This is a genomic window from Nitratireductor sp. ATLC21 (assembly GCF_057196525.1).
In genome coordinates this window covers 1,150,114-1,173,046 of record NZ_JBXUOU010000001.1, presented here as the reverse complement: position 1 = coordinate 1,173,046, position 22,933 = coordinate 1,150,114, and the positions used below count along the sequence as shown (strand labels likewise).

Sequence of the window (22,933 nt, the reverse complement as noted above, 5' to 3'; positions counted from 1 at the left end):
CTTTTGTGTTCCCGTGGGGTTGGCCGGGAGCCGTGAAGGGGAACCGTCATGCCATCCAACGGCAAGCTTCAACGCATCGCAATGTGGTCCATTGTTGTTGCGCTGGGCATTTTTGCACTCAAGCTTGCCGCGTGGTGGCTTACCGATTCTGTGGCGTTGTTTTCCGATGCGATGGAATCGGTGGTCAACGTCGTCGCCTCATGCGTGGCATGGTATGCGCTGCGCATCGCCCACACACCGGCGGACGACAACCACCCTTTCGGTCATCACAAGGCGGAGTATTTCTCCGCCGTTCTGGAAGGCGTCCTGATCGTTGTTGCTGCGCTGCTGATCATCCATGAGGCTTGGACGGTTCTTTTCGACCCGCGCCTGCTCGATGCTCCGGTTCTCGGATTGCTGGTAAACGGGCTGGCTGCGGTCGGAAACGGCCTGTGGGCGTGGCTGCTCATCTCGACTGGGCGCAAGGCGCGCTCGCCGGCCATGGTGGCGGACGGCAAGCATCTATGGACCGATGTGGTAACCTCAGCCGGGGTGATATTGGGCCTCGTTCTTGCGGTTGCCACCGGCTGGTATTGGCTTGATCCGGTGATGGCGCTGGTGGTTGCGGTGAACATTCTGTGGCATGGCTGGCATCTGGTCGGCGATTCCGTCCAGGGGTTAATGGACGTGTCCGTGGAGCCGGAGGAACTGGCCAGAATCGAGCGTGTGATCGCCGACAATGATGACGGCGCACTGGAATTTCATGATCTCAAGACGCGTGAAGCGGGCAGGGCCCGCTTCATCGAGTTTCATCTGGTGGTTCCCTCGCAAATGACGGTCGAAAGCGCCCATCGCATCTGTGACCGTATCGAGGGAGCGCTCGCCAAAGCCCAGCCCGGCGCGGAAGTCACCATTCATGTGGAGCCGGAACACAAGGCGAAATTCTGCTGATCAGGACCGTTTGATGCCTTTTTCCAGCACATCAGGATACGTCTTCACGATCTCCTGAATCTCCTCGCTATAGTCGTCCATTTGCTGGATTTTACGCACCTCGATCGTCTCGTTGGGCGAGGCAGGGCAGCGTTTGGCCCACTCGATGGCATCAGCCATTGTTGGAACATTGATGATCCAGAAGCCGCCGAGCACCTCCTTGGCCTCGATGAAGGGGCCGTCGATCACCACCGGTTCGCCGCTGGCGAACGAAACCCGCGCGCCTGCAGACGGCGGATGCAGGCCTTCCAACGCTTCCAGAACACCGGCGGCACGCAATTCCTCATTGTAGGCCATCATTTTGGCCACCGCGTCGGCGGGCAGATCAAGCTCGGGGCCGGCCGTCTCATATCCCTTGGGGATCATCAGCATCATGTAGCGCATTGCAGGTTCCTTTCTCGCTGTTGCTCCCATCTAGGACGGACAGGGAAGGGGCGATCCGACAGGCTCATCGATTTCGTTTGGTGAACCCGGACCCCTACGACGCTACCGCGAGCCTGATTTCCGCGCCAGATAAAGCTTTTTGCCGATCCGGGGGCAGGGCCTAAGCGGCCTTGCGTTCGGCAAGCTGGCGATCGAGACGCGCATAACCCTGTTCCATGCCGTCGGACATGGGGGATTTCAGGATCATGTCGCGTGCTTCCTTCGATTTGCAGCGGATCACCATTTCCATGCGTGTGCCTTCGCCGTCTTCCTCGAAGGTGGTGGTGATTTCCGTGCCGCCGCCGGTCCAGTCCTCGTCAAACATTTCCTCGTGAACAATGCGGTGAGGGATGTCGATCTCCCGGTAGGTCGCCGTCATGCCCATATCGGCGCCATTTTCGGTGTTGTGCCAGACGTAGCGGCCTTTGCCGCCTTCCTTCAGGTCGATTTCGCAAACAGGCAGGGTCCAGTTTTCCGGGCCGGTCATCCAGCGCTTGATAAGCTCGGGTCGCGTGTGGGCATCGAAAACCATTTGCCGCGGAGCGTTGAAATGGCGGGTAATCACCAGCTCGTTATCCCCGCGGGTGGTGACTGTGAGAGTGTGGGGTTGTGGCATGCTCTTACCTTTTCGGAATTCGAGGGGGCTGACGCCTGTTCAGCCGGTCCCGGCCGGCGGTTCATTCACGGTCTTCAAGGTGTCGAGGAGTGCGTCGAGCTTTGCGTAACGCTCTTCCAGGAATTGACGGTACTGAGCGAGCCAGTCGATGGCATCGCCCAAGGGTTTGGCCTCGAGCTTACATGGACGTTTCTGGGCATCGCGGCTGCGCGACACGAGCCCCGCCTTTTCCAGCACCTTGATGTGTTTGGAGATGGCGGGCTGGCTGAGTTTGAACGGCTCAGCGAGTTGCATCACGGTTGCTTCGCCTTTTGCCAATCGGGCGAGAATGGCGCGCCGTGTTGGGTCTGCCAGAGCGGCAAATGTCGCATCCAATTGGTCTGTCTGCATGATGTTCACTTTAATTCTATTTTAGTTATATAACTAAATGGAAATATATAGTCAATGCCTCCTTTGGAGCCACACCGACCTGAAGTGAACATTCCCATCCGGGCACTCATCCTGTATGTCGTGACGGCAGGCAGTCAGGACACTCATTAATGGATTCCACACCGCAACCCTCTTTCGAAGGCCCGCTCACGCGCCTTGCTCCGGTTGCACAATGGCTGTTTCTCGTCGCGCTCACAGTGGCTTTCGCCGGCATCATGCTCTACGGGACGCTGCCGGCGGCGCTGCTGATTGGCCCCATGCTGGCAGCTGTTGCCACCGGGGCAATGGGTGCGCGCATTCGCGTTCCGGGTCTTGGCTTTGCCTCGGCGCAGACGCTGGTGGGGCTTCTGATCGGCGGTTCACTGGAGCCCGCGATCATCGCCTCCTTCGCTGATATCTGGCCCATTCTCCTGCTTACGGTTCTGGTAACGGTCGCGGCCAGCAGCTTTCTCGGCTTTCTTGTCAGTCGCTGGAGGATCCTGCCGGGCACGACGGCCGTCTGGGGGTCTGCGCCGGGTGCGGCTACGGCCATGGTTCTCATGGCAGGTGCATTCGGCGCGGATGCAAGGCTCGTGGCGTTCATGCAATATTTGCGCGTGATTTTCGTGACCGTTGCTGCAGCGCTCATTGCACGACTATGGGTGGACACTTCTGGTGTCGAAATGCCCGCAACAGACTGGTTTCCGCCGATCGGACTTGCGGCCTTTGCGATTACGCTGGTCACTGCGCTGGCGGGAGGGCTTTTCGGCAGGCTGGTGCGCTTTCCGGCGCCGTTCTTTCTTGGAGGCATGGTTGCCGGAGCGCTGGTGCATTTGGGCGGCGGTCTTGCGCTCGAGCTCCCGCCCTGGCTCATGGGCGCCTCCTATATGATGGTGGGTTGGACCATCGGCCTGAAATTCGACCGGGCGCTCCTGCGCACCGCCTTCAGGGCGCTGCCTCAGGTGGTGTTGTCTGTTCTTGCCCTCATGGCATTGTGTGGTGCGCTTGGGTGGTTTCTTCATGTGGAATGGGGCATCGACCCACTCACAGCCTATCTGGCAACGAGCCCCGGCGGCATGGATTCGGTTGCGATCATTGCGGCTGCCGCCTCGCAGAATGTGAACCTCTCCTTCATCATGGCGGTGCAGATGGCGCGTTTTCTTTTCGTGCTTCTGGCCGGCCCGCCCATCAGCCGCCTGGTGGCGCGGTGGGCAGGGCCTTAGAAATCGCGGTTATGTGTCCCCATAGACCTTGCTCCAGAAGTCCATATAGGTCGCCGGCGGCTCGGGAGACGTCATCATTTTCTGGCTGAGGAAGATGCCGATAATTCCGTTTTCCGGGTCGGTGTAGGCAGTTGTGCCGTAGCCGCCGTTCCAGCCGAAGCTGCCGGGCGCAAGCCAGGGCCGCGTCCTTTTCACACTCACCGAGACGCCAAGGCCCCAACCTGCTCCTCCGTCCTCCATGAACATATCGGCATGAGGGCCGGTCTTCTGATGGGGTGTGAGTTGATCGCGCGTCATCTCCGCGACGGATTCAGCCTTCAGATAGCGCCTGCCGTTCAGTTCGCCGCCATTCATCATCATCCGGCAGAATGCGAGATAATCGTCGACGGTGGTGGCGAGACCACCGGCCCCGGAATCGAGCGGTGGCGGAGCGCTGAAATCGATACCGTCTTCCGGGCCGTATGTTTTGATTTTCATGGCGCCGCCCGTAAAGTCCGGACCGTAGAGGGGTGGCAGGCGATGCTGTTTTTCGGGCGGCACGAAGAAATCCGTGTCCTTCATACCCAGTGGTTCAAAGAGCCGCGCCTTCATCAAGGCGCTCAGCCGCTCCCCCGCCACCCGTTCGATCAGAATGCCGGCCACGTCTAGACCGTTGTTATAGAGAAATTTTTCTCCCGGATGTGCCGCGAGCGGCAATGCGGCGAGCTGCTGCATATATTGATCCGGCGACATTTTCGGCAGAACCCAACTCGGTGCGACGCCGGCTTTGCGCATCGCCATCTGGATTGGATAGGCATCCGGAAACACCATGATGGCGCCGAGGCCGAAGGTCATGGTCAAAAGATGGCGAAGCGTCACCGGCCGGTTTGCCGGTACGGTGTCGTCGAGTGGCCCGTCTATCCGTTTCAGAACCTTGCGGTTTGCCAGCTCAGGCAAAAAGTCATCCACGGGACGATCCAGCGTCAGCAGACCTTCTTCCACCAGCATCATCGCAAGCGCTCCCGTCACCGGTTTGGTGATGGACGCCACGCGAAAGATCGTGTCGCGCTCCATTGGCGCACCTGAACCGTTCATCTCGAAGGTTCCGGCGCTCGCCACATGTGTCCGTTCTCCGTGGTGGACCAGCCAAGTGGCACCGGCAATTTCGCCCGCATCCACGCGGGCGTTCATGGAATGTTGCAGTGCGGCCAGGTCGGGAGTCACAGTGTGCATGGTGTTGGATCTCGAAGGCAGGGAGGAGGAGGCAAGTAGAACTCCGGCGCTGGTCAGCAGGGCGCGGCGGGTGCGGTCAATCTTTCGTCTTTCGCTACTCGGCATGGTCCCTCGCTCCCGGCGGCGCCAGCGTCGGTTTCTTGTCGAGCGGAACCATGTGGAAATAGGGTTCAGCCTCCGCCAGCGTTCGCGCATAGCTCGGCCGCTGCATGAGGCGGGTGAGATAGGCTGCCAGTTCCGGATGCCCGTCGTTTATCGCAACAATGTTGTTGGCATAAAACAGCGCGGGCGCTGCGGAGCAGTCTGCAAGCGAAAACATGTCCCCGAGCGCAAAGCGTTTTCCCTTCAAGCGCTTCTCGAGGAAGGTGTAGGCCGTCTTCAGCCCGTCGATTGCTTCTTCAACCCCAAAAGGATCGCGTTTCTCCTCGGGTCGAAGCTGATCTCCGACGACCTTCTGCAGGTTCTGGTGAACGTAATTGTCGCACAGACGGTCGATCATTCTAGCCTCGAGCGCCTGCTCGGGATCTGCCGGTACGAGGCGGGTCGGGCCGGGATGGAAATGGTCGAGATATTCGATCACGGTGGTCGATTCCACCACAACGCGGTCGCGCGCCTCATCCACCAGGGCCGGGATCTTGGTTGCTGGCGAAATGCTCTGGTAGGCTTTGCGCTCGCTCGGGTCCATCAGGTTGGGTATGACCGGCTCAAACGGCGTCTCATTCTCATAGAGCGCGATCAATGCCTTGTGGGAGTACGACGAGAGAGGGTGGGAATACAGTTTCAGGGTCATGGCTCAACCTCGCTTTTCTCCGGGCCGTGTGGCTCCGTGCCGGTGTGGTCGCCCGGCGCATAGCGCAGGATCAACGTCCCGTTTGGCAGTGGGCGTGTCTCGATCAACCGGAATCTGCGTGGGGCACTGCCTTCCTTGAAGAACGGCGTGCCTTTGCCGAGTTGGATCGGGACGATTGCAAGCATCAGTTCATCCACGAGACCTGCGCTCATAAGCGCATGTGAAAGCTTGGCGCTGCCGAAGACATAAATGTTCTTGTCGGGTGCAGCGTCGGCTTTCAACGCCCGTATTCCCGCGGCAATATCGCTCGTCACGCGTGTGTTGTTCCAGTCGGACTGGGTCAGTGTATGTGAGGCTACCAGTTTGGGCAGCGCGTTCATGAACGTTCTGACCTCGGACGCTTCCGACTCGTCAGCAGTCGTCCAGTAGTTCTTCATTCCTTCATAGGTGGTGCGGCCGAAGACAAGGCAGGCCGCATTCTTTCCGAAACTCCGGCTGAGGGCATCCAGCTCCTCGCACCAGGCTTCGCCATGGAAGCCAAGGTCCCATTTCTCCTCACCCTCAAAATTGCCGTCCAGTGTCACAAGCACCCAGATAATGACCTTGCTCATCTCGATCTCCCTTGAAGAGCGACGGTTTTCGGTGTCGAATTAAAACTGGTTTCATTTTCTAACTGGTTGTACCATATGCTTACTGGTAGCATTCTGCAATCAGAATTTTCAGGAGGCTTTCTTGCAGGATCAGCATCGCTCGGGTTGCCCGATCAATCTCACGGTCGAGGTGATTGGCGACAAATGGAGTTTGATTGTCGTGCGCGACATGATGTTCGGGAACAGGCGTCACTTCCGCGAATTGCTGAACAATTCAATGGAAGGGATTGCTTCAAACATCCTCGCCGACCGTTTGCGCAGGCTCACATCGGAAGGCGTGATCTCAAAGGCGGACGACCCCAGTCACAAACAGAAGGCAATCTACAGTCTGACGGAAAAAGGCATCGAGTTGGTGCCTGTCTTCGCCATGATCGGCGCTTGGGGCAGCAAATGGCTTCCGGTCACCGAGGAATTGTCGATCCGGGCGAAGATCCTTGCGGAGGGCGGACCGTCGCTCTGGGAAGATTTCATGGATGATCTGCGTGTGACGCATCTTGGGGCGCCACCCAATCGGGACAAAAAAGGGCCGGACGTGCGCGAGCGGCTCCAGGCAGCCTACGAGGCCGTCCTTGCCCGTCAGTCTGAAGCGGATTGAAGCTGAGACGTTCAGCGTGTCCCTGGTGCGAAAGCCGCCAGCGATAGGAGCTATGCCGCTTGGGCCAGCAGTGTTTCAAGCCGCCTGAAGCACGAGGACCACCCCTCCTCATGGCCATCACGCGATGCGGTCGAGGTGAAGAATGCCTGGTGGAAATGCATGTGCGTCTTGCCATCTTCGGTGTCGCTGAAAACGATCGTGACCACGGTTTCGTGTCCGCGCGCTCCGTCTTCCTCCTCCCAGGCATGGGTGAAAACAATCCGTTCGGGTGGTGAGACTTCGTGATATGTCCCGCTGACCCAGTGTTCTGAACCATCACTGCCGCGCATGCAGGTGCGAAACCAGCCGCCTGTGCGGATGTCGCCTTCCGAAACCGGTATCGTCATCCCCTCCGGGCAGCTCCAGCGGTCCAGATGTTCCTTGCGGGTCCACATCTCGAAAACGAGATCACGCGGGGCATTGAATACCCGTTGAATGGCGAGCTCGGCATCGGCTTTCTGCGTGGTCTCCACGTTCATCGTGGTTGCTCCTTCTGTATTTCTTGCAGGTAGCTGTCGAGGCGGTAGAAGCTCGCCTCCCAATATTGGCGGTAGGCTTCCACCCAGCCGGCGACATCCTTCAAGGGGGCGGCTTCGAGCCGGCAGGGGCGAAACTGGGCATGCTTTCCGCGTGAAACGAGCCCAGCTTTCTCCAGAACTTTCAGGTGCTTGGAGATGGCTGGAAGTGTCATCTCGAATGGTTCTGCCAGTTCGTTGACCGTGGCTTCGCCTTCCGCCAGCCGGGCGAGCATTGCCCGGCGGGTTGGGTCGGCGAGGGCGGAGAAAGTGGCGCTCAGTGCGTCGGTCTGCATTGCTTCACCAGTTAGTTAATTAACTAATTGGTAAAATACAGTTTGAATGTGCCTTGTCAAGCTCTCCGTTCCGCCTGCATGACGATCCACTTGCCAGCCGCGCCGGCGTCGTTTAAGGAAAGCTCCATGATGACGCGCCAGACAGTTTCCCGTTCCGCTCGTGCCGCCTTTTCCGGCGCGACTGTGCGCGCGCTAGCATCCAGCCTTCTTCTTCTCGGCCTTATCGGCGATCGCCGGGTCCGTTGAAGGAGCGCCCGGCGATCGATGTCGCCGGCTGGCAGAAGCTCTTTCTCCAAAACTTCACTTTACTGTTGACAGGCCCGCCGTGCGAAGCGCACGCAACCGGTGCCGGGAGAAAATGGAATGGACGCGCAGAACACGATGACTGACATGGAAAGAAACCGAGTACAGGGAGAGAAAGCCGCGCAGGGCCGGAAAGGCATGCCGGACGCTTCGGTCAAGTATCAGCCTTATCCGCAGATCGATATTGCTGATCGGACATGGCCTTCGAAGCGCATTGAAAAGGCGCCGATCTGGTGCTCGGTCGACCTGCGCGACGGCAATCAGGCATTGATTGACCCGATGGGGCATGAGCGCAAGGCGCGTATGTTCAAACTCCTGCTCGACATGGGCTTCAAGGAGATCGAGATCGGGTTTCCCTCCGCCTCGCAAACTGATTTCGATTTCGCCCGCTGGTGTATCGAAGAAGGTGGAGTGCCCGATGATGTGTCGCTGCAGGTTCTCGTGCAGTGCCGTCCGGAATTGATCACCCGCACCTTCGAAGCGCTGGAGGGCGCGAACCGTCCGATCGTCCACTTCTACAATTCCACCAGCGAATTGCAGCGTCGCGTTGTGTTTGGCAAGGATGTCGCCGGCATCAAGCAGATCGCCACCGATGCCGCCAAGATGGTGATGGACATGGCCGCCAAGGCAGGTGGTGGCTACCGGTTCCAGTATTCTCCGGAGAGCTTCACCGGTACAGAGCTCGACGTCGCGCTTGATATCTGCAATGCGGTGATCGAAATCATCAACCCCACTCCGGACAACAAGCTGATCATCAATCTGCCGTCCACGGTCGAGATGTCCACGCCTAATATCTACGCCGATCAGATCGAATGGATGTGCCGCAATCTCGACCAGCGCGAGAACCTGATTGTCTCGTTGCATCCGCATAATGATCGCGGAACCGGCATCGCCGCCACCGAGCTTGGCCTGATGGCCGGCGCCGACCGTGTCGAGGGCACGCTGTTCGGAAATGGCGAGCGGACCGGCAATGTCGATGTCGTCACCCTGGCGCTCAACATGTATACGCAAGGGCTCGACCCGGAGCTGGACTGCACCGACATCAACCGCATGAAGGATGTCTACGAATACTGCAATCAGCTCGTCATCCCCGAGCGGCATCCTTATGTGGGCGAACTGGTCTACACCGCGTTTTCCGGCTCCCATCAGGATGCGATCAACAAGGGCATGAAGGCTATCAAGACGGCGAACAAGCCGCTCTGGGAAGTTCCTTATCTGCCGATCGATCCACAGGATGTGGGACGATCCTATGAGGCGATCATACGGATCAACTCCCAGTCGGGCAAAGGCGGCATCGCCTATGTCATGCAGGCCGATTACGGGCTTAACCTGCCGCGCAATCTGCAGGTGGAATTCCGCGAGGACATTCAGGAGATCACCGACCGCGAGGGCAGGGAACTGCCTGCGAAGCAGATCTACGAACGTTTCATGGAACTCTATGTCGACCAACCCGGCGCGCGCCTCAAATTCGTCGATCACCAGACCTTCCCCGACACCAGCGTTAAAGGTCAGCGCATCGTCGAGGCGACGATCATGGACGGGGGCAGGGAGACGGTGATCAAGGGCGTGGGCACCGGCCCTGTAGACGGTTTCATCGACGCCCTGTCCAAACATCTGGGCGTCGCGATGTCGGTGGTCGATTATTCGGAGCACTCCATGCAGCAGGGCTCCAATGCAGCGGCCATCTGCTACATGGAAGTCCAGCATCCCGGCGGCAAGCTTTTCGGTGCGGGCGTCAACACAAACATCGTCACGGCCTCGCTCGAAGCGGTGGTGTCGGCGGCCAACCGGATCGTGGGGTGACCGGCACTCTTTTTCGTGAAGACACGGGCGAGGGGGATCCTACCCTCGTCCTGCTGCACGGCTTTGCCGGCAGCCACCGTGTCTGGGAGCATGTACGCCGCGCACTTCCCACCGGTCTGCGCATCCTTGCATACGATCTTCCCGGCCATGGCCGCTCGCTCGATTGCCCGGGTGCAGGCAAGGCGAAGGCCACCGCGCAGGCTGTCATCGATGATCTTGAGGCGCGCGGAATCGGGCGCTTTCATATGGCCGGCCATTCCTTCGGCGGTGCCGTCGCAGTCCTTGCCGCCCATCTCGCACCCCATGCCGTTGCTTCCCTGGCGCTGTTCGCGCCGGGCGGCTTCGGGCGGGAGATCGCCGGCGATCTGATGGTGGCGCGAGCACAAGCCGGCACTGACATCGAAATCGCAGCCGCCATGCAGGGCATGTTCGGGCCACATCGCACCGTTCCTCCCGAAAGCGTGGCTGAAGCCATCGCACTGAACGCCGTGCGGGGACAGCGCGAGAAGCTTGTCGAGATAGCAGCCCTGATAGTTCGCGATGGCAATCAGGGCGTTTTTCCAGCCGGTATGCTTGAGAACCTGACGATGCCGGTTCATCTCGCATGGGGTGCGCTGGATTCCGTGTTGCCACTTCGCCAGGCGGCACGTGCGCCTGGCTCTTTCACTCTTCACCATCTGGAAGGGGCTGGTCACATGCTACCGGAGGAAAGGCCAGAGGCAGTGGCCCGTATCATCGCGCGGAGTATCGGGGAGGTGTAAGGCTGGCAAATCCCTCAAAGTCCCCGGTTTTTCACAAATTTACTTTGTAAACGCTGCTTTCTAAAGCGGAACAAAACGTGATGATTTTCTGTTTTAGCCATGTTAACGATGGGTTAACGCTAAGTTTCATCAGGAGTCCTGCCCATGAGTGAGGCTGGTCAGTCCGCAGCTTCGGTTACCAATGTGCGCAATCTTTCTGAGGCTATGCGCGAGATGAAAAACGCGGCTGCCGACAGGGCGGATGTGGTCGTCGAGATGCGGGAGGCAAGTCGAACGCGCCTCGAATTGCTGGCTCAGGAACTTCAGCCGGTTTTCGCTGATGTGCCGGCGGATGATCCCTCTTTCGACTTTGTCATCTCTTCCGGGGAGCAGCCGAGGCTGTGGATCGACGCCGTCGCTCATGTGGTGATGGGGCGGGACCGCCGCACCTATCGGTTCCTGCGCGACACCCGTCTCGGTCGGGTGGTTCTGGCCGAGAGCACGGAGATCGCGCCGGTGGCCGATCAGGTCACACGCTACATCGCCGAACGCATGGTCGAACGCCAGCGCGCTGTGGAGGGTGATGTGGAAGTGTTTCGGCGCCCCGAAGCAATTGATGAACCCATGGCCGCCACCACCTCAGAAGGCTCCGCCTGGCGCAGCTTTCTGAGCGGATTGGGTCTCGTGGTTCTGGGTGGCATCGTTGGTGTCGTGGGCGTCGCCATTGCCATGTGGGATCGGTTTCCCGAACTGGAAACGCTATTGTCCCGTTTCTGAAGCTTCAAAATTTCGCCTCGTTTTCGGATCAACTTTTGGTTGAAGGGCCGATAGCGAGTGATTGTGATGAAGTTTCTGTTTTTTTGTGCCTTGCTTCTGGTCTCGACCGGTGTCTTCTCTCTGATCGCAGTGGTCATTATTGGCAGTTCCGTCGATGCCGCGGGTGTCCTCCACGAGCCGGTCGCCCTGATGGACCTGTGCGTCACGTCTTTGGTGTCGGGGCTCGCTCTTGGGTCGGTTTGGGCGTTCATGGTCTTCTACCGGAGCGTACGCCCGTCCTGACCGTGCTCAGCCAGCCGATGTCTCCCCACTGGTAAGCAGGGCCCCGGAGACCTCACCGATGGTGCCGTTTCCATCGGTAACACCGCGCCGGGAGAAGCGGATTTCCCAGGCCCCCGGCGCGCCGTCAATTTCGAAGAGATTGTAGTGGGCCGGCGGTTTGGCGCTACCATGGGACTGCCCAGCAGCGGCAACACCGACCACCGGCACCGTTTCCTCATTGGGGCCGTCGATGCGATGCACCGTCGGTTTGTGCGTGTGCCCGTGCAGAACGAGTTCCGCGCCGTGCTTGCGGATCAGCTTCTGGAACCGTTTGATGCCGTAGAGCCGCTTGGCTGCGTGGGTCGCCCCACGCACCGGAGGGTGGTGGATCATAATGACCCGAAAAAGCCCAGCTTTCCCAGTGATGTCGAGCATCTTTGCCAGCCGTTTTGCTTGCGCCTTGGAGAAATGCCCGCTCGCGAGAAAAGGCGCTGTAGCACGTGCCGAGGAAACGCCGATGATGGCGATCTTCTCCCGTACACGAAGATAGGGGAAGCCACCCTTGCCTTTTGGTGCCTTGCCATCGTCTCCTGTCATGTAGGCAGCCCATGCCTTGCAGCATCGCGCCAGCGCGCCTGGCACATAAGCATCGTGGTTGCCCGGGACCACGGAGATCTTGTCAGCCGGCCCGAGGCTTTCCAGCCACAGCCGTGCCATCTCGATCTCCTTGTCGAGGGCTAGGTTGACGAGGTCTCCGCTAAGCGCGATGTGGTCGGGTTCTGCCGCCAGCATGTCGTCGGTAATGCGGTCGATCAGACCATGATCGAGATTGAGCCTGCGGTTGCGGCGCCAGTTGATGTAACCGGTGATACGCTTGGAAGCGAGCTCCCGATAGCTTATGGCGGGGAGGGGGCCCAAATGGATGTCGGAAAAATGCGCAAGGCGAAACATGCTTTCGTGTGTAGAACACCCAAAACGCCCTGACCACCCCGCAGGATGCTGCATATGAATGAAACACCTCCTCAGCGCCCTTCCCCGCCGTTCAATGCCCGCCTTTTTCATTTCTGGTTGCGCTTGAGCCGCCCCATGACGCTCGGCATGCGCGGTGTGGTGTACGATCAGAAAGCTCATGCAGTGCTTCTGGTGCGCCACACCTATGTGAAGGGTTGGCACTTTCCGGGCGGTGGTGTCGAGCCAGGCGAAAGTACGGAGGCTGCCCTTGCCCGCGAACTGATTGAGGAAGGCAACATCGAGCTTATCGAAAGGCCGGTCCTCAAATCACTTCATTTCAATCGCATCGCCAGCAATCGTGACCACGTAGCGGTTTACCTGATCACACGATATCGCCAGACACATCCACATGTGCCCGACCGGGAGATTGCAGAGGCGCGCTTCTTTCCGCTCGATGGCCTGCCTGAGGGAACAACTGGGGGCACCCGCCGCCGTATCGCTGAAATATTCGAGAATGCCCCCGTCTCGGACGAGTGGTAGAGACGCAATACGGTTTGGTCAGAGAGGGTACTGTCGGTCGGGCCATCCTCCTCCCCATCCGACGTGGCGAGAAGGAGGATTGGCGGCTGCACCTCAGGCAGCCTGCTCCAAACGGTCGCGATTGTGTGGTGCAGTCAGATCGAGCTCCGGTCCCAGTGGTACGACCCCTGTCGGGTTGATCGTACCGTGGCTGCCATAATAGTGCGCCTTGATGTGAAGCATGTCGACAGTCTCCGCCACGCCTGGCACCTGGTAGAGTTCTCGCAGGTAATTGGAGAGCTGCGGGAAGTCGGCGATGCGGCGCAGATTGCATTTGAAATGCCCGACATAGACCGGATCGAAGCGTACGAGAGTCGTAAAGAGCCGCCAGTCGGCCTCCGTCAGGCGGTTGCCAGCAAGATAACGCTGGCGTGAGAGCCGTTCTTCCACGTCATCAAGAGCTTTGAAGAGCGCCTTGAACGCTTCTTCATAGGCTTCCTGCGTGGTCGCAAAGCCCGCCTTGTACACGCCGTTGTTGATGTTGTCGTAAACAAGCGTGTTGATGCTGTCGATCTCGCTGCGCAGATCTTCCGGGTATAGGTCCAGCGTCGCATCGCCCCACTCGTCAAAGGCATCATTCAACATGCGTATGATTTCCGCCGACTCGTTGGAGACGATCGTCTCGGTCTTTTTGTCCCAAAGCACCGGCACGGTCACTCTGCCCGAATAGGCGGGATCTGCCTTGGTATAAATCTGGTGCAGAAAGTCGAACCCATAAAGATCGTCGCCGGTGGCGCCGTCTTCCTTCAGGAACGTCCAGCCGTTTTCGCCCATGAAGTGATGGACGACTGACACGGAAATAACGTCCTCCAGCTTTTTCAACTTTCGGAAGATCAGCGTGCGGTGCGCCCAGGGGCAGGCAAGCGAGACATAGAGATGATAGCGACCGGGCTCGGCCTTGAAGCCACGCTCACGGCCTTCTACGGGCGTGCCGTCCTTGGTGACGAAATCCCGGAACTGTGATTTGGACCGCTGAAAGCGGCCGCCTGTCTTTGACGTGTCATACCACTTGTCGTGCCAGATACCTTCTACGAGCAAACCCATTCAAATCTCCTCTGTTTCGATGGATGTAGGGCATTGGTTGACCGATCCCAACCGTTGGGAGCGTAAACGCTGCGTCAACAACTTCCGTTCAGTGGCAAAGTTGCAGTGGACGAGGCGGAAAAATGCTGGTAGCGGGAATTCCCTTCAGCGAGGAAAATGCACGGCAATGATCCGGTTTCTGGTGGAGCGACGACGAAAGGACTGAAGGCCCCTGGCATGGGGCAGGCGCGCCTGCGGCCGCCTCCACCTTTCGAGACCACCGGAATAACTGCTCATGTCTTCTGCTGACATTCACTACCTGCCGGAAGAGCCGGCACACGACGCTGAAATCGAACTCATCAACGAGGAAGCCTTCGGCCCTGGCCGTTTTACGCGTGCTGCCTACAAGATTCGCGAGGGCGGGCCGCATGACCGCTCACTGTCCTTCGTGGCCGTTCATCAAAACCACGTCATTGCCTCGGTCCGCATGACATGGATCGCAGCCGGCGAGGGGCGGGCGCTCCTGCTCGGCCCGCTTGCGGTGCGGCCCGCCTTCAAGAGCATAGGCATAGGCCGCAAGCTTGTAGCCATCGCCGTCGAGGCCGCGCGCGAAGCTGGCGCCGGCTCCGTCGTTCTGGTTGGCGATGCCCCGTACTATGGACCGCTCGGCTTTGAAAAAATTCCCCAAGGTCAGCTTTCCATGCCGCGCCCTGTTGATGCGGAGCGTCTTCTGGCCGTCGAATTGAAAGAAGGTGCGGTGGCGACGCTGAAAGGTGACGTTACTCACGCTGCACTTTCAAGATAATCTCGACTCCCGGAAATAATTGTGGAATATAGATTGCCTATCCAAAGGTGATTTATGATTATATTTGTTATTGTAGAAATTTGTACAGAAAAGAATAAATGCGTTATTTCATGATATTTCCCTTCATCTCTCTCTTTTTGACGGGGTGTGTTTCCCCCGAACCCTACACCGTGGAACCTCGTGGACCGGGAGCGCTGACAGGGAGCGCCACGCCGCCGCCCTATGTGAAGGGCGGCTTTCCGGGAAAAGGGCGCCTCTGCGAAACACGGAACGGCGCCGGCGAGCCGGTGACCTACAATTGCTGAAGTCGGTTGGGCGCTGGTTTTCAGCGCCCCTCGCGATACCACATAGCGCCAAAAGCGAAGAGCAACAGCGCCAGTGCCAGAAGCCCGGTGAACACAGGAACCCGGCGCACGGCTTTCAGAATGCTGTCGTCAGTGGTTCTGAACCCGATCCAGTCATTGCCCGATGCGCTGCCGGTGCGGCGCACGGGAACGATGTTGGGCAGGTCGCTATCGGCAATTCTGCGCACCGAGCCGCCTGTCGCATCGGCGGCCGGTGCAAGCTTTTCCTCTGTAGAAATCATGTCGCCGAATTCCGGCGCGTTCACCGGCCCCACATGGGCAAGTGTTGTCAGGTCACCATTGGCGATGCTGTAAATGCCTATTTCATTCGTCTCCAGGCTTGTGGAGAAGCGGCCGGGTCCGGCGGGGCCAAGATCGGTCGATAGCGTGTTTCCCGAAGGGGTGGTGATCTCGGCCTGCGGCGCGCTTTCTTCCATTGTCTGGCGTGTGATCTCGAGCCGCATGCCGCGGCCCGCCGCCGAGAGGCGCTCTTCCTCGAGCTCCGGCTCCTTCATCAGCCAGTGGGCGATGCGGCGATAGAGCGCCACATGCGGGCCGCCACCCTCGAAACCGCGGGCCCACAACCACCCCTGATCCGACAGGAACATGCCGACCCGACCCTCGCCCTTGCGGTTCAGAATGAGAAGCGGCTGTTCGTTTGCCCCCTGCATGACCACCTGACCGTCTGGCCGGTCGATGCCGATCAGGCGGAACCAGCGGCTCCATACCGGAGGCTCGGAGCCAGCTCCTTCAAGGCCGCGCGTAACGGGGTGGCGTTCGCCGGTCTCTGTCAGGCGCGGATAAAAACCCTGTTCCACCACATCGCCCGTCGGCAGGCCGGGCAGGGCAGCGATCAGTGGCGTGCGGGCGATGGACTGGTTGCCGGCGAATTCCGGCCCCGCCGCGATCAGCAGCGCACCGCCATTTTCCACATACTCTGCGATATAGTCGTAGTAGAGGATAGGCAGCACATCGCGGTGCTGGTAGCGGTCGAAGATGATCAGGTCGAAATCGTCGATCTTTTCGACAAAGAGTTCGCGCGTCGGAAAGGCAATCAGCGAAAGCTCGTTTATCGGCGTCCCGTCCTGCTTTTCCGGCGGGCGCAGAATGGTGAAGTGAACGAGATCCACCGAAGCATCGGATTTCAGCAGGTTCCGCCAGGTGCGCTCGCCCGAATGCGGTTCGCCTGAAACCAACAGAACGCGCAGGTTTTCGCGGATGCCGTCGACGAGCGCGACCGCGCGGTTGTTCACATCCGTCAGTTCGCCCTCAACCGGGTCAATCGCCAGTTCGATGATGTTGCGTCCGGCATTCGGCACATCGATTTCGAGCAGTGTTTCCCGTCCGATCAGCGCCTCTTCGATGAAGAGTTCCTCACCATTGATGATCACGCGCACATCCACCGGGCCGCGCTGGTTGCCTGTTGCGACCACGCGATAGGTCATTTCCAGGGGCTTGCCCACTATGCCGAAACGTGGTGCGCGCTCGAAACGTATGCGGCGGTCCATCTCGTCGGCCTTGCCGGTGATCAGGCCATGGATCGGCGCGCCAATGCCTGCAGCGTTTTCAGGGACGTCGTGCACCTGACCGTCGGTGATCAGCACGGCCCCGCCCACGCGGGATGGCGGTACATCGCGCAGGGCACCATCGAGCGCCTCGAAAAGGTGTGTCTGGGCATTTTCAGTTGCCGAAGAAGACCGGCCAGTGCGCACCACGCGGGTTTCGAATTCCTTGAAACGGGCAAGCCTCGCTTCCAATTCGGCGGCGGCTTCGTCGGTCGTCTCGCTGCGTCCGTCGATCGTGGTCTGGCTCTGGCTTTCGTCGACCACAAGGGCGACCACGCTTTGAAGCGGCTCGCGCTCTTCATCGAGAAGCACCGGATTGGCCAATGCCGCGGCCAATGCGGCCAGCGCAGCCAGCCTAAGCCACGCGCCGCGTTGTCGTGTCCACAGTCCGAGGAGCGCCAGAAGCGCAACGGGGATGAGCAGCGCTGCCAGAACAGGCCAGGAAAAGAAGGGTTCGAAACTGAGCGACCAGTTCATCCTATTGCCCCAGCCGTTCCAGCAGGACCGGCACATGAACCTGATCCGATTTGTAGTTGCCCGTGAGCATGTACATCATGATGTTGACGCCCGCGCGGTAGGCATAAAGGCGTTGAAGCGGGTCGTTGGGCACGGTCGGCAGAAGCGGTTCGCCGCTGGCGTCCAGCGCCCACGCCCCGGCCAGATCATTGCCGGTGATCATGATCGGCGTCACCCCGTCACCCACCCGGACGGGCCGGTCGGTGCGGGTGGAGGAATCGAGCGATGCTTCCACCCAGAGCGGGCTGCCGCGATAGCGCCCCGGAAATTCCGGCAGGATGAAGAAGGATTTCGTCAGCACATGGTCTTCGGGTACCGGTTCCAGCGGCGGCACGTTGAGGCCGGAAAGGATATCGCGCAGGCGTTGCGTGGCAGGTGTCACGGCATCCGAGCCGAACCCGCTTGAATACTGATCGCGCGTGTCGAACAATACCGTTCCGCCAGACTGCATATAAGCGTCTATGCGGGCGATCGCTTCTTCGCCGGGCATTGGTGCGTCCGGGTCGATGGGCCAGTAGATCAACGGGTAGAAGGAAAGCTCATCGGTGGCGATGTCGACGCCTGCCGGTTCGCCAGGCTCCAGCGCGGTCTTCGCTGCAAGGAAAGCCGACAGCCCCTGAAGTCCGGCGCGGCTCGTGGCGTCGAGCGAGGAAAGCCCGGTGATCACATAGGCGATGCGCGTCTGCGAAATCGCCTCGATCGCCTCTGCCTCTCCGGCACGCTCGTCCTGCGCACGGGCTGCGTCCGGTGACATCATGGCAAGCATCAGGCCCATGGCCAATAGGGTCGCCGCACCCTTTGCCAGTTGCGGTTTGCGGCGAAGCCGTCCCCCGAGCCAGAGTACGGCGAGTGTGTCCAGCGCCAGAAGGGCGAGGGCGGCGGCAAAGAGTGGGCCTTTCAAGGGCTGTTGTTCGTCCAGTCCGTAGGAAATGGCGGTCATCGGGGCAGGGGCCTCAGGGCGAGTGATCGGGATCAGCTCCGTGTCGGGCGCAAGCAGGTTGTGGGCCACGACGCCTTCCTCGCTGCCATAGAGGCCGGGCGGGTGCTTCAGCGTCACGGCGTTTGTGTCTACGGCAAGAGGCTCGGCCTCGCCGGAGGGCGGCACAAGGCGCCCCTCCGCCGAAATCAGGCGATACGGTGCAAGCGCTCGCCCGCCTTCGGCAGCTGCAGTGTTGAGCGCCCCCTGATTGCGCGAAAGCTGGACGATCCGGCGCAGCATTTCCACGAAACTGCCGGAGATCGGCAGGTTCGACCAGGTCGCCTCAGGCGTCACGTGAAAGAGCACGATCTGGCCTCCGCCCCGCGAAACGCCGGTGACGAGCGGCGTGCCATCGGCCAGGTTTGCCCAGCTCCGCTCCACGATGTCGGGCGAGGGTTCGGCCAGAACCTGCCGGTTTACCGTCACGTCGCGCGGTGGCGCGAGATCGGAGAAGGGACCATTGCCCGGAAACTCAGCAACGGGTTGCGGCTCTGTCCAGGAGAGCGCGCCGCCGAGCGACCGTTCGCCCAGCCTGAGCCGAACGGGCAACAGATCCTCGTCATTGTCGGCCGCTGCCAGTCTGGGCCCGGCAAACCGCACCAGCGTGCCACCGCCATTCACCCAGTCGATCAGCGCCTGACGCGGGGCTGCCGGCAGTGTACCAACATCGGCCATGATGATCACCGCCGGCTTCTGCTCCAGCAATTCCGGCAGCGCTTCGGTCAGTTCGGCGCTCGATGGCTCCATGAGGTCGGCGAATGGCGCAAGCGCCCGCTCTATATAGTAGAGCGGCGAAAGCAGCGGCTGAGCCTGGTCCGCTTCGCTCTGTGAAATCAGGCCGATGCGCCGGCGCTTGCTGTTCTCATCGAGAACCCTCAGGCCGGCGGCCTGGTTCTGGCCCTCGATCCCCACAGACACGAAGTCGTTTCGCAGCTCGAAGGGAAGACGCATGGCGCCCGTCGCCCGGGTTTCGCCCGCGCCGAACGTGATTGTCGTTTCGGCGATGCGTCGGCCTCTCTCGTCACTCGCATAGGCAACGGCCTGACGCGGCCCTGTATCGTTTTGCGGGCGTGTTGCCGTGATTTCGAAGGCCTCCGCCGTGTTTTGCGTATCCGTCGCTGCGAGCAAGTCGAGCCGATCTGGTTGTGCCCACAAGACCTCTCCCGGGCTGCCGGAGAAAAGCGCGCTGAAGGCGGCTTCATCCCCACTCATGGCCAGACCGTCGGTCAGAACAGCAACAACGGCGCCCGGAAAATCATCCAGCGCTTCAGCGACCCGGCCATAGGTGGCCGGCCGATTGCCGGGGACGGGACGCGGTTGCGCTGCGTTGAGACGCTCCAGCGCCGTATTGGCATCGAAAGGTCCGATCTCCTGGTTCTGCTCTTCAGCTGTCAGCGCCAGGACGACTGGCTGTTGATTGACGCGGGCATCCTCGATCAGACGCGCCGCCGTGGCCACACGTTCGTCCCACTCAGGAGCTGCAGCCCAGCCATTGTCGAGCACGACGGCCAGTGCCGAGCCTTCGCCCGCTGCCTTCTCGCGCGGGTTCAACACCGGGTCGGCCAGGGCGAAAATAACCAGTGCGGCGAGCATCAGCCTGAGCAATGTCAGCCACCACGGACTCTTGTGCGGTATTTCCTCGCGTTTTGCGATTCGCGCCAAAATTTTCAGCGGCGGAAAGGTTTCGGTCTGTGGCCGTGGCGGTGTCAGGCGCAAAAGCCACCAGATCACCGGCAGGGCGATCAGCCCCCAAAGCAGGAAAGGTTGCGCAAAAGAGAGAGAAAGCCAGTTCACAAGCCCCTCTCCATTCCAAAGCCGGCATCGGCGCTCATGGCATTGTGTACGGTGACCAGCGCCTGCGCAGCAGGCTTGTCCGTGTGGTGCACGGTATAGCTCCAGCCGAGCCGCTTGCACCAGAAAGCCAGTTCCTCACGTCGAGCGAGATAAAGTCGCCGATAATCTTCTGCCAGTGTTTCGGCGCGGCCCGCTGTCAGTTTTTCGCCCGTTTCAGGGTCGGAAAATTCAGTGCGACCGGTGTAGGGGAAGCTTTCTTCCGCCGGGTCGACCACCTCGACAAGATGGGCGCGTGCGCCCCGGCTCGCCAGTTGGTCAAGCCAGGCGATGGTTTCTTCCACCGGATCGAGAAAGTCGCTCACCAGAACCACGTCCGAGAAACGGCGGATCTGCAGAAGGTCGGGCCGGGCCGGCAGGTCGGGGGTGTGCATGATCTGGGCCGCCAGCCGCTCTGCTCCATTTCGGGCGGAAAACGGATCGGTGACGCCGGGCCACGCGATTCGCTCGCCGCTTCGCGACAAGAGTTCTGCCAGCGCAAAGGTCAGCACGAGCGCTCGCGCTTCCTTGGGCGTTGGCGCCAGGGATGATTTGTAGAGCATGGAAGGCGATGGGTCGGCCCAGAGCCACACCGTGTGAGCCGCCTCCCATTCGCGGTCCCGCACATAAAGATGGTCGTCGCGTGCGGAGCGCCGCCAGTCGATGCGTGAAAAAGCCTCGCCCTCCACATAGGGACGGAACTGCCAGAAGTTCTCGCCTATTCCGCGTTTGCGTCGTCCGTGCCAGCCGGCGATCACGTTGTTGGCAACGCGCTTTGCATCCACAAGCAGGTCAGGCATCAGCGCGGCTCGCGCACGCGCGCGAACCAGCGCATCGCTCGATGCGACCGGTTTGGAAACTTCGCCGATCTTTACCATCAAGATCCTATCTGGAGCGCGGTGCCCATCAATCGAGCGCCTTCACGAGGCGCCGGATCACGTCGCGCACGGTCATGCCTTCCGCGCGCGCCGCGAAGGTCAATGCCATCCGATGTTGAAGCACAGGTTCGGCCAGCTCCCGCACGTCATCCACGGAGGGGGCGAGCCTGCCATCATAGAGCGCCCGGGCACGGGCACAGAGCGTCAGAGCCTGGCTGGCGCGAGGGCCCGGGCCCCATGCCACATGGCGGTCCGTGTCAGGGTTGCCGACGCCGGGCCTCGCCGTGCGCACCAGTTGCAGAATCGCATCGACCACGCTCTCGGGCACGGGCATACGGCGGATCAGCATCTGGATTTCCTTCAGCCGCTCCGGCGAAAGCGCGTTCTTTGCCTCAGCTTCATCCGTGCCCGTGGTTTCGAGAAGGATGCGTCGCTCGGCGTCGAGCTCGGGGTAGAGAATGTCCACCTGCATCAAAAAGCGATCAAGCTGTGCTTCCGGCAAAGGATAGGTGCCTTCCTGCTCCAGCGGGTTCTGCGTCGCGAGCACATGGAAGGGCGAGGGCAGGTCGTGCCGGTGGCCGGCCACAGTCACGTGATATTCTTGCATCGACTGGAGAAGCGCGGATTGGGTGCGCGGGCTGGCACGGTTGATCTCGTCCGCCATCAGAAGCTGTGAGAAGATCGGACCGGGCAGAAAGCGGAACGAGCGCTTGCCCTTCTCGTCCTGCTCCATCACTTCCGAACCCAGAATATCGGACGGCATCAGATCCGGTGTGAACTGGATGCGTCGTGCATCGAGACCGAGCACAACGCCGAGTGTCTCCACGAGTTTCGTCTTCGCGAGCCCGGGTACTCCGACAAGCAGTGCATGGCCGCCGGCGAGGATCGCCACAAGCGTGCGTTCCACCACCGCTTCCTGACCGAAAATCACCTGCCCGACGCCTTCGCGCACCATTGCTATATCTGATAGCGCACGTTCGGCTTCAGCGACCATTTCCTTGTCGCTCATGGGCTTTTTGCCCGGAACTTCGTTGTTGGAAACAATGGTCATGCCGTCTCGATCCTCGTTAAAGGCCCCGGGGGACTAAAGGGCAGCAGGAACGGACCACACCGGCACGTGTCTGGAGCGATTCGTGCCTTCACGTCCCTTTGGCAAACTTAAAACACTCAACAAGGCTGACAAGCGAAACAACAGTGACTATTTCGTGACCATGAACAAGAAAACGAGCAAGAGCCCGTCAAGCCTCGCGGGAGCCGCCGACACTGCCAGCCTGGAAGCCATGATCGCGCGCGCTGCCCGTTCGGGCAAGGGCGTACCGCCGGTGGAGCGCTGGAATCCCGAGTTTTGTGGCGATCTCGATATGGAGATTCGCGCCGATGGCACCTGGTTCTACATGGGAACACCGATCGGACGACCGGCGCTGGTTCAGCTTTTCTCCTCCGTTCTGCGCAAGGACGAGGACGGCAAGACCTATCTCGTCACTCCGGTGGAAAAAGTCGGCATTCGCGTTGAAGATGCGCCGTTTCTTGCAGTGGAGATGGTTGTGACCGGTGAAGGAGAGGCGCAAGCGCTTACCTTCCGCACAAATGTCGGTGATGTGGTCGAAGCCGGTCCCGGGCACGAATTGCGCTTCGTGGATCAGCCGGATACAGGCGGATTGAAGCCATATCTGCATGTGCGCGGAAGGCTTGAAGCTCTTGTCGCACGCTCTGTTTTGTATGAGTTGGTGGAGGTCGGGGAGGAGATCGAGATCGACGGGCGCATGATGTTCGCGATCCGCTCGCGCGGCGCAGTGTTTCCTGTCATGCCCGCTGACGCGTTGCATAGGCTGTCGCAATGACC

Annotated in this window: 25 protein-coding genes; 11 read left to right on the top strand and 14 right to left on the bottom strand. The window is 60.3% G+C overall.

Annotated features, from left to right (window positions below; all coding sequences use genetic code 11):
• Positions 1 to 48 precede the first annotated feature (48 nt).
• Positions 49 to 930 carry a cation diffusion facilitator family transporter gene (locus tag AC2CHD_RS05730; RefSeq protein ID WP_229448646.1) on the top strand — a complete coding sequence of 294 codons (882 nt, stop codon included), beginning with the start codon at positions 49 to 51 and terminating at the stop codon, positions 928 to 930.
• Here AC2CHD_RS05730 and AC2CHD_RS05725 read toward each other — a convergent pair whose 3' ends face one another.
• The 3 genes from AC2CHD_RS05725 to AC2CHD_RS05715 all read right to left on the bottom strand — a co-directional run bounded on the left by AC2CHD_RS05725 (position 931) and on the right by AC2CHD_RS05715 (position 2,398).
• Positions 931 to 1,353, bottom strand: coding sequence for a YciI family protein (locus tag AC2CHD_RS05725; protein WP_404934634.1), 423 nt, complete (start codon positions 1,351 to 1,353; stop codon positions 931 to 933). It lies immediately after the preceding gene.
• A 160-nt stretch (positions 1,354 to 1,513) separates the two neighbouring features.
• Entirely contained in the window at positions 1,514 to 2,008 is a 495-nt protein-coding gene (locus AC2CHD_RS05720) for an SRPBCC family protein (RefSeq protein ID WP_484552887.1), read from the bottom strand.
• Between the two features lie 39 nt (positions 2,009 to 2,047).
• Positions 2,048 to 2,398 carry an ArsR/SmtB family transcription factor gene (locus AC2CHD_RS05715; RefSeq protein WP_229448649.1) on the bottom strand — a complete coding sequence of 117 codons (351 nt, stop codon included), beginning with the start codon at positions 2,396 to 2,398 and terminating at the stop codon, positions 2,048 to 2,050.
• Between the two features lie 149 nt (positions 2,399 to 2,547).
• On the opposite strand from AC2CHD_RS05715, the gene AC2CHD_RS05710 reads away from it, so the two are divergent.
• Complete coding sequence (locus AC2CHD_RS05710; RefSeq protein ID WP_229448651.1) at positions 2,548 to 3,639, top strand: AbrB family transcriptional regulator; 1,092 nt, start codon at positions 2,548 to 2,550, stop codon at positions 3,637 to 3,639.
• 9 nt (positions 3,640 to 3,648) lie between these two features.
• Here AC2CHD_RS05710 and AC2CHD_RS05705 read toward each other — a convergent pair whose 3' ends face one another.
• Genes AC2CHD_RS05705 through AC2CHD_RS05695 form a run of 3 tightly spaced genes read right to left on the bottom strand, consistent with a single transcriptional unit; the run spans position 3,649 to position 6,252 of the window.
• A complete protein-coding gene (locus tag AC2CHD_RS05705; RefSeq protein ID WP_484552886.1) occupies positions 3,649 to 4,956 on the bottom strand; it encodes a serine hydrolase domain-containing protein in 1,308 nt (435 codons plus the stop codon).
• Positions 4,946 to 5,641: a glutathione S-transferase family protein gene (locus AC2CHD_RS05700; protein ID WP_484552885.1), complete on the bottom strand. Its 696-nt coding sequence runs from the start codon at positions 5,639 to 5,641 to the stop codon at positions 4,946 to 4,948. The genes AC2CHD_RS05705 and AC2CHD_RS05700 overlap by 11 nt, the downstream gene beginning before the upstream one ends.
• Complete coding sequence (locus tag AC2CHD_RS05695) at positions 5,638 to 6,252, bottom strand: dihydrofolate reductase family protein (RefSeq protein ID WP_484552884.1); 615 nt, start codon at positions 6,250 to 6,252, stop codon at positions 5,638 to 5,640. Before AC2CHD_RS05695 ends, AC2CHD_RS05700 begins: the two co-directional genes overlap by 4 nt.
• Before the next feature lie 121 nt (positions 6,253 to 6,373).
• On the opposite strand from AC2CHD_RS05695, the gene AC2CHD_RS05690 reads away from it, so the two are divergent.
• Positions 6,374 to 6,886 carry a winged helix-turn-helix transcriptional regulator gene (locus AC2CHD_RS05690; RefSeq protein WP_484552883.1) on the top strand — a complete coding sequence of 171 codons (513 nt, stop codon included), beginning with the start codon at positions 6,374 to 6,376 and terminating at the stop codon, positions 6,884 to 6,886.
• 50 nt (positions 6,887 to 6,936) lie between these two features.
• Here the strand turns inward: AC2CHD_RS05690 and AC2CHD_RS05685 are convergent, their stop codons facing one another.
• Positions 6,937 to 7,404: an SRPBCC domain-containing protein gene (locus tag AC2CHD_RS05685; protein WP_484552882.1), complete on the bottom strand. Its 468-nt coding sequence runs from the start codon at positions 7,402 to 7,404 to the stop codon at positions 6,937 to 6,939.
• Positions 7,401 to 7,736, bottom strand: coding sequence for an ArsR/SmtB family transcription factor (locus tag AC2CHD_RS05680; RefSeq protein ID WP_484552881.1), 336 nt, complete (start codon positions 7,734 to 7,736; stop codon positions 7,401 to 7,403). The genes AC2CHD_RS05685 and AC2CHD_RS05680 overlap by 4 nt, the downstream gene beginning before the upstream one ends.
• A 381-nt stretch (positions 7,737 to 8,117) precedes the next feature.
• Here AC2CHD_RS05680 and leuA point away from each other — a divergent pair, with 381 nt between their 5' ends.
• The 4 genes from leuA to AC2CHD_RS05660 all read left to right on the top strand — a co-directional run bounded on the left by leuA (position 8,118) and on the right by AC2CHD_RS05660 (position 11,641).
• On the top strand, positions 8,118 to 9,842 hold the full coding sequence (leuA, locus tag AC2CHD_RS05675) for a 2-isopropylmalate synthase (protein WP_370633358.1): 1,725 nt from the start codon (positions 8,118 to 8,120) through the stop codon (positions 9,840 to 9,842).
• Positions 9,839 to 10,603 carry an alpha/beta fold hydrolase gene (locus AC2CHD_RS05670; RefSeq protein ID WP_484552880.1) on the top strand — a complete coding sequence of 255 codons (765 nt, stop codon included), beginning with the start codon at positions 9,839 to 9,841 and terminating at the stop codon, positions 10,601 to 10,603. The genes leuA and AC2CHD_RS05670 overlap by 4 nt, the downstream gene beginning before the upstream one ends.
• Positions 10,604 to 10,747: 144 nt before the next feature.
• A complete protein-coding gene (locus tag AC2CHD_RS05665) occupies positions 10,748 to 11,359 on the top strand; it encodes a hypothetical protein (RefSeq protein WP_484552879.1) in 612 nt (203 codons plus the stop codon).
• A gap of 66 nt (positions 11,360 to 11,425) precedes the next feature.
• Entirely contained in the window at positions 11,426 to 11,641 is a 216-nt protein-coding gene (locus AC2CHD_RS05660) for a DUF3955 domain-containing protein (protein WP_484552878.1), read from the top strand.
• A gap of 6 nt (positions 11,642 to 11,647) precedes the next feature.
• Here the strand turns inward: AC2CHD_RS05660 and AC2CHD_RS05655 are convergent, their stop codons facing one another.
• Positions 11,648 to 12,571 (bottom strand): metallophosphoesterase family protein, encoded by a 924-nt coding sequence (locus AC2CHD_RS05655; RefSeq protein WP_484552877.1) that lies wholly within the window; start codon positions 12,569 to 12,571, stop codon positions 11,648 to 11,650.
• A gap of 54 nt (positions 12,572 to 12,625) precedes the next feature.
• Here AC2CHD_RS05655 and AC2CHD_RS05650 point away from each other — a divergent pair, with 54 nt between their 5' ends.
• The gene (locus AC2CHD_RS05650) at positions 12,626 to 13,111 is read left to right on the top strand and encodes an NUDIX domain-containing protein (protein ID WP_229448663.1); all 486 of its coding nucleotides are present in this window, start codon (positions 12,626 to 12,628) and stop codon (positions 13,109 to 13,111) included.
• Positions 13,112 to 13,204: 93 nt separating this feature from the next.
• On the opposite strand, the gene AC2CHD_RS05645 is transcribed toward AC2CHD_RS05650, so the two are convergent.
• Positions 13,205 to 14,194, bottom strand: coding sequence for a glutathione S-transferase family protein (locus AC2CHD_RS05645; RefSeq protein WP_484552876.1), 990 nt, complete (start codon positions 14,192 to 14,194; stop codon positions 13,205 to 13,207).
• Positions 14,195 to 14,468: 274 nt separating this feature from the next.
• On the opposite strand from AC2CHD_RS05645, the gene AC2CHD_RS05640 reads away from it, so the two are divergent.
• On the top strand, positions 14,469 to 14,978 hold the full coding sequence (locus AC2CHD_RS05640) for a GNAT family N-acetyltransferase (protein WP_229448665.1): 510 nt from the start codon (positions 14,469 to 14,471) through the stop codon (positions 14,976 to 14,978).
• Positions 14,979 to 15,076: 98 nt separating this feature from the next.
• Positions 15,077 to 15,283 carry a hypothetical protein gene (locus AC2CHD_RS05635; protein ID WP_484552875.1) on the top strand — a complete coding sequence of 69 codons (207 nt, stop codon included), beginning with the start codon at positions 15,077 to 15,079 and terminating at the stop codon, positions 15,281 to 15,283.
• A 20-nt stretch (positions 15,284 to 15,303) separates the two neighbouring features.
• On the opposite strand, the gene AC2CHD_RS05630 is transcribed toward AC2CHD_RS05635, so the two are convergent.
• Genes AC2CHD_RS05630 through AC2CHD_RS05615 form a run of 4 tightly spaced genes read right to left on the bottom strand, consistent with a single transcriptional unit; the run spans position 15,304 to position 22,141 of the window.
• Positions 15,304 to 17,364 carry a hypothetical protein gene (locus tag AC2CHD_RS05630; RefSeq protein ID WP_484552874.1) on the bottom strand — a complete coding sequence of 687 codons (2,061 nt, stop codon included), beginning with the start codon at positions 17,362 to 17,364 and terminating at the stop codon, positions 15,304 to 15,306.
• A 1-nt stretch (position 17,365) separates the two neighbouring features.
• On the bottom strand, positions 17,366 to 20,176 hold the full coding sequence (locus tag AC2CHD_RS05625; RefSeq protein ID WP_484552873.1) for a DUF4159 domain-containing protein: 2,811 nt from the start codon (positions 20,174 to 20,176) through the stop codon (positions 17,366 to 17,368).
• Positions 20,173 to 21,090, bottom strand: coding sequence for a DUF58 domain-containing protein (locus AC2CHD_RS05620; protein ID WP_484552872.1), 918 nt, complete (start codon positions 21,088 to 21,090; stop codon positions 20,173 to 20,175). Before AC2CHD_RS05620 ends, AC2CHD_RS05625 begins: the two co-directional genes overlap by 4 nt.
• A 28-nt stretch (positions 21,091 to 21,118) precedes the next feature.
• The gene (locus tag AC2CHD_RS05615) at positions 21,119 to 22,141 is read right to left on the bottom strand and encodes an AAA family ATPase (protein WP_484552871.1); all 1,023 of its coding nucleotides are present in this window, start codon (positions 22,139 to 22,141) and stop codon (positions 21,119 to 21,121) included.
• Between the two features lie 160 nt (positions 22,142 to 22,301).
• On the opposite strand from AC2CHD_RS05615, the gene AC2CHD_RS05610 reads away from it, so the two are divergent.
• Positions 22,302 to 22,931 carry a DUF1285 domain-containing protein gene (locus tag AC2CHD_RS05610; protein WP_484553227.1) on the top strand — a complete coding sequence of 210 codons (630 nt, stop codon included), beginning with the start codon at positions 22,302 to 22,304 and terminating at the stop codon, positions 22,929 to 22,931.
• Positions 22,932 to 22,933: the final 2 nt, after the last annotated feature.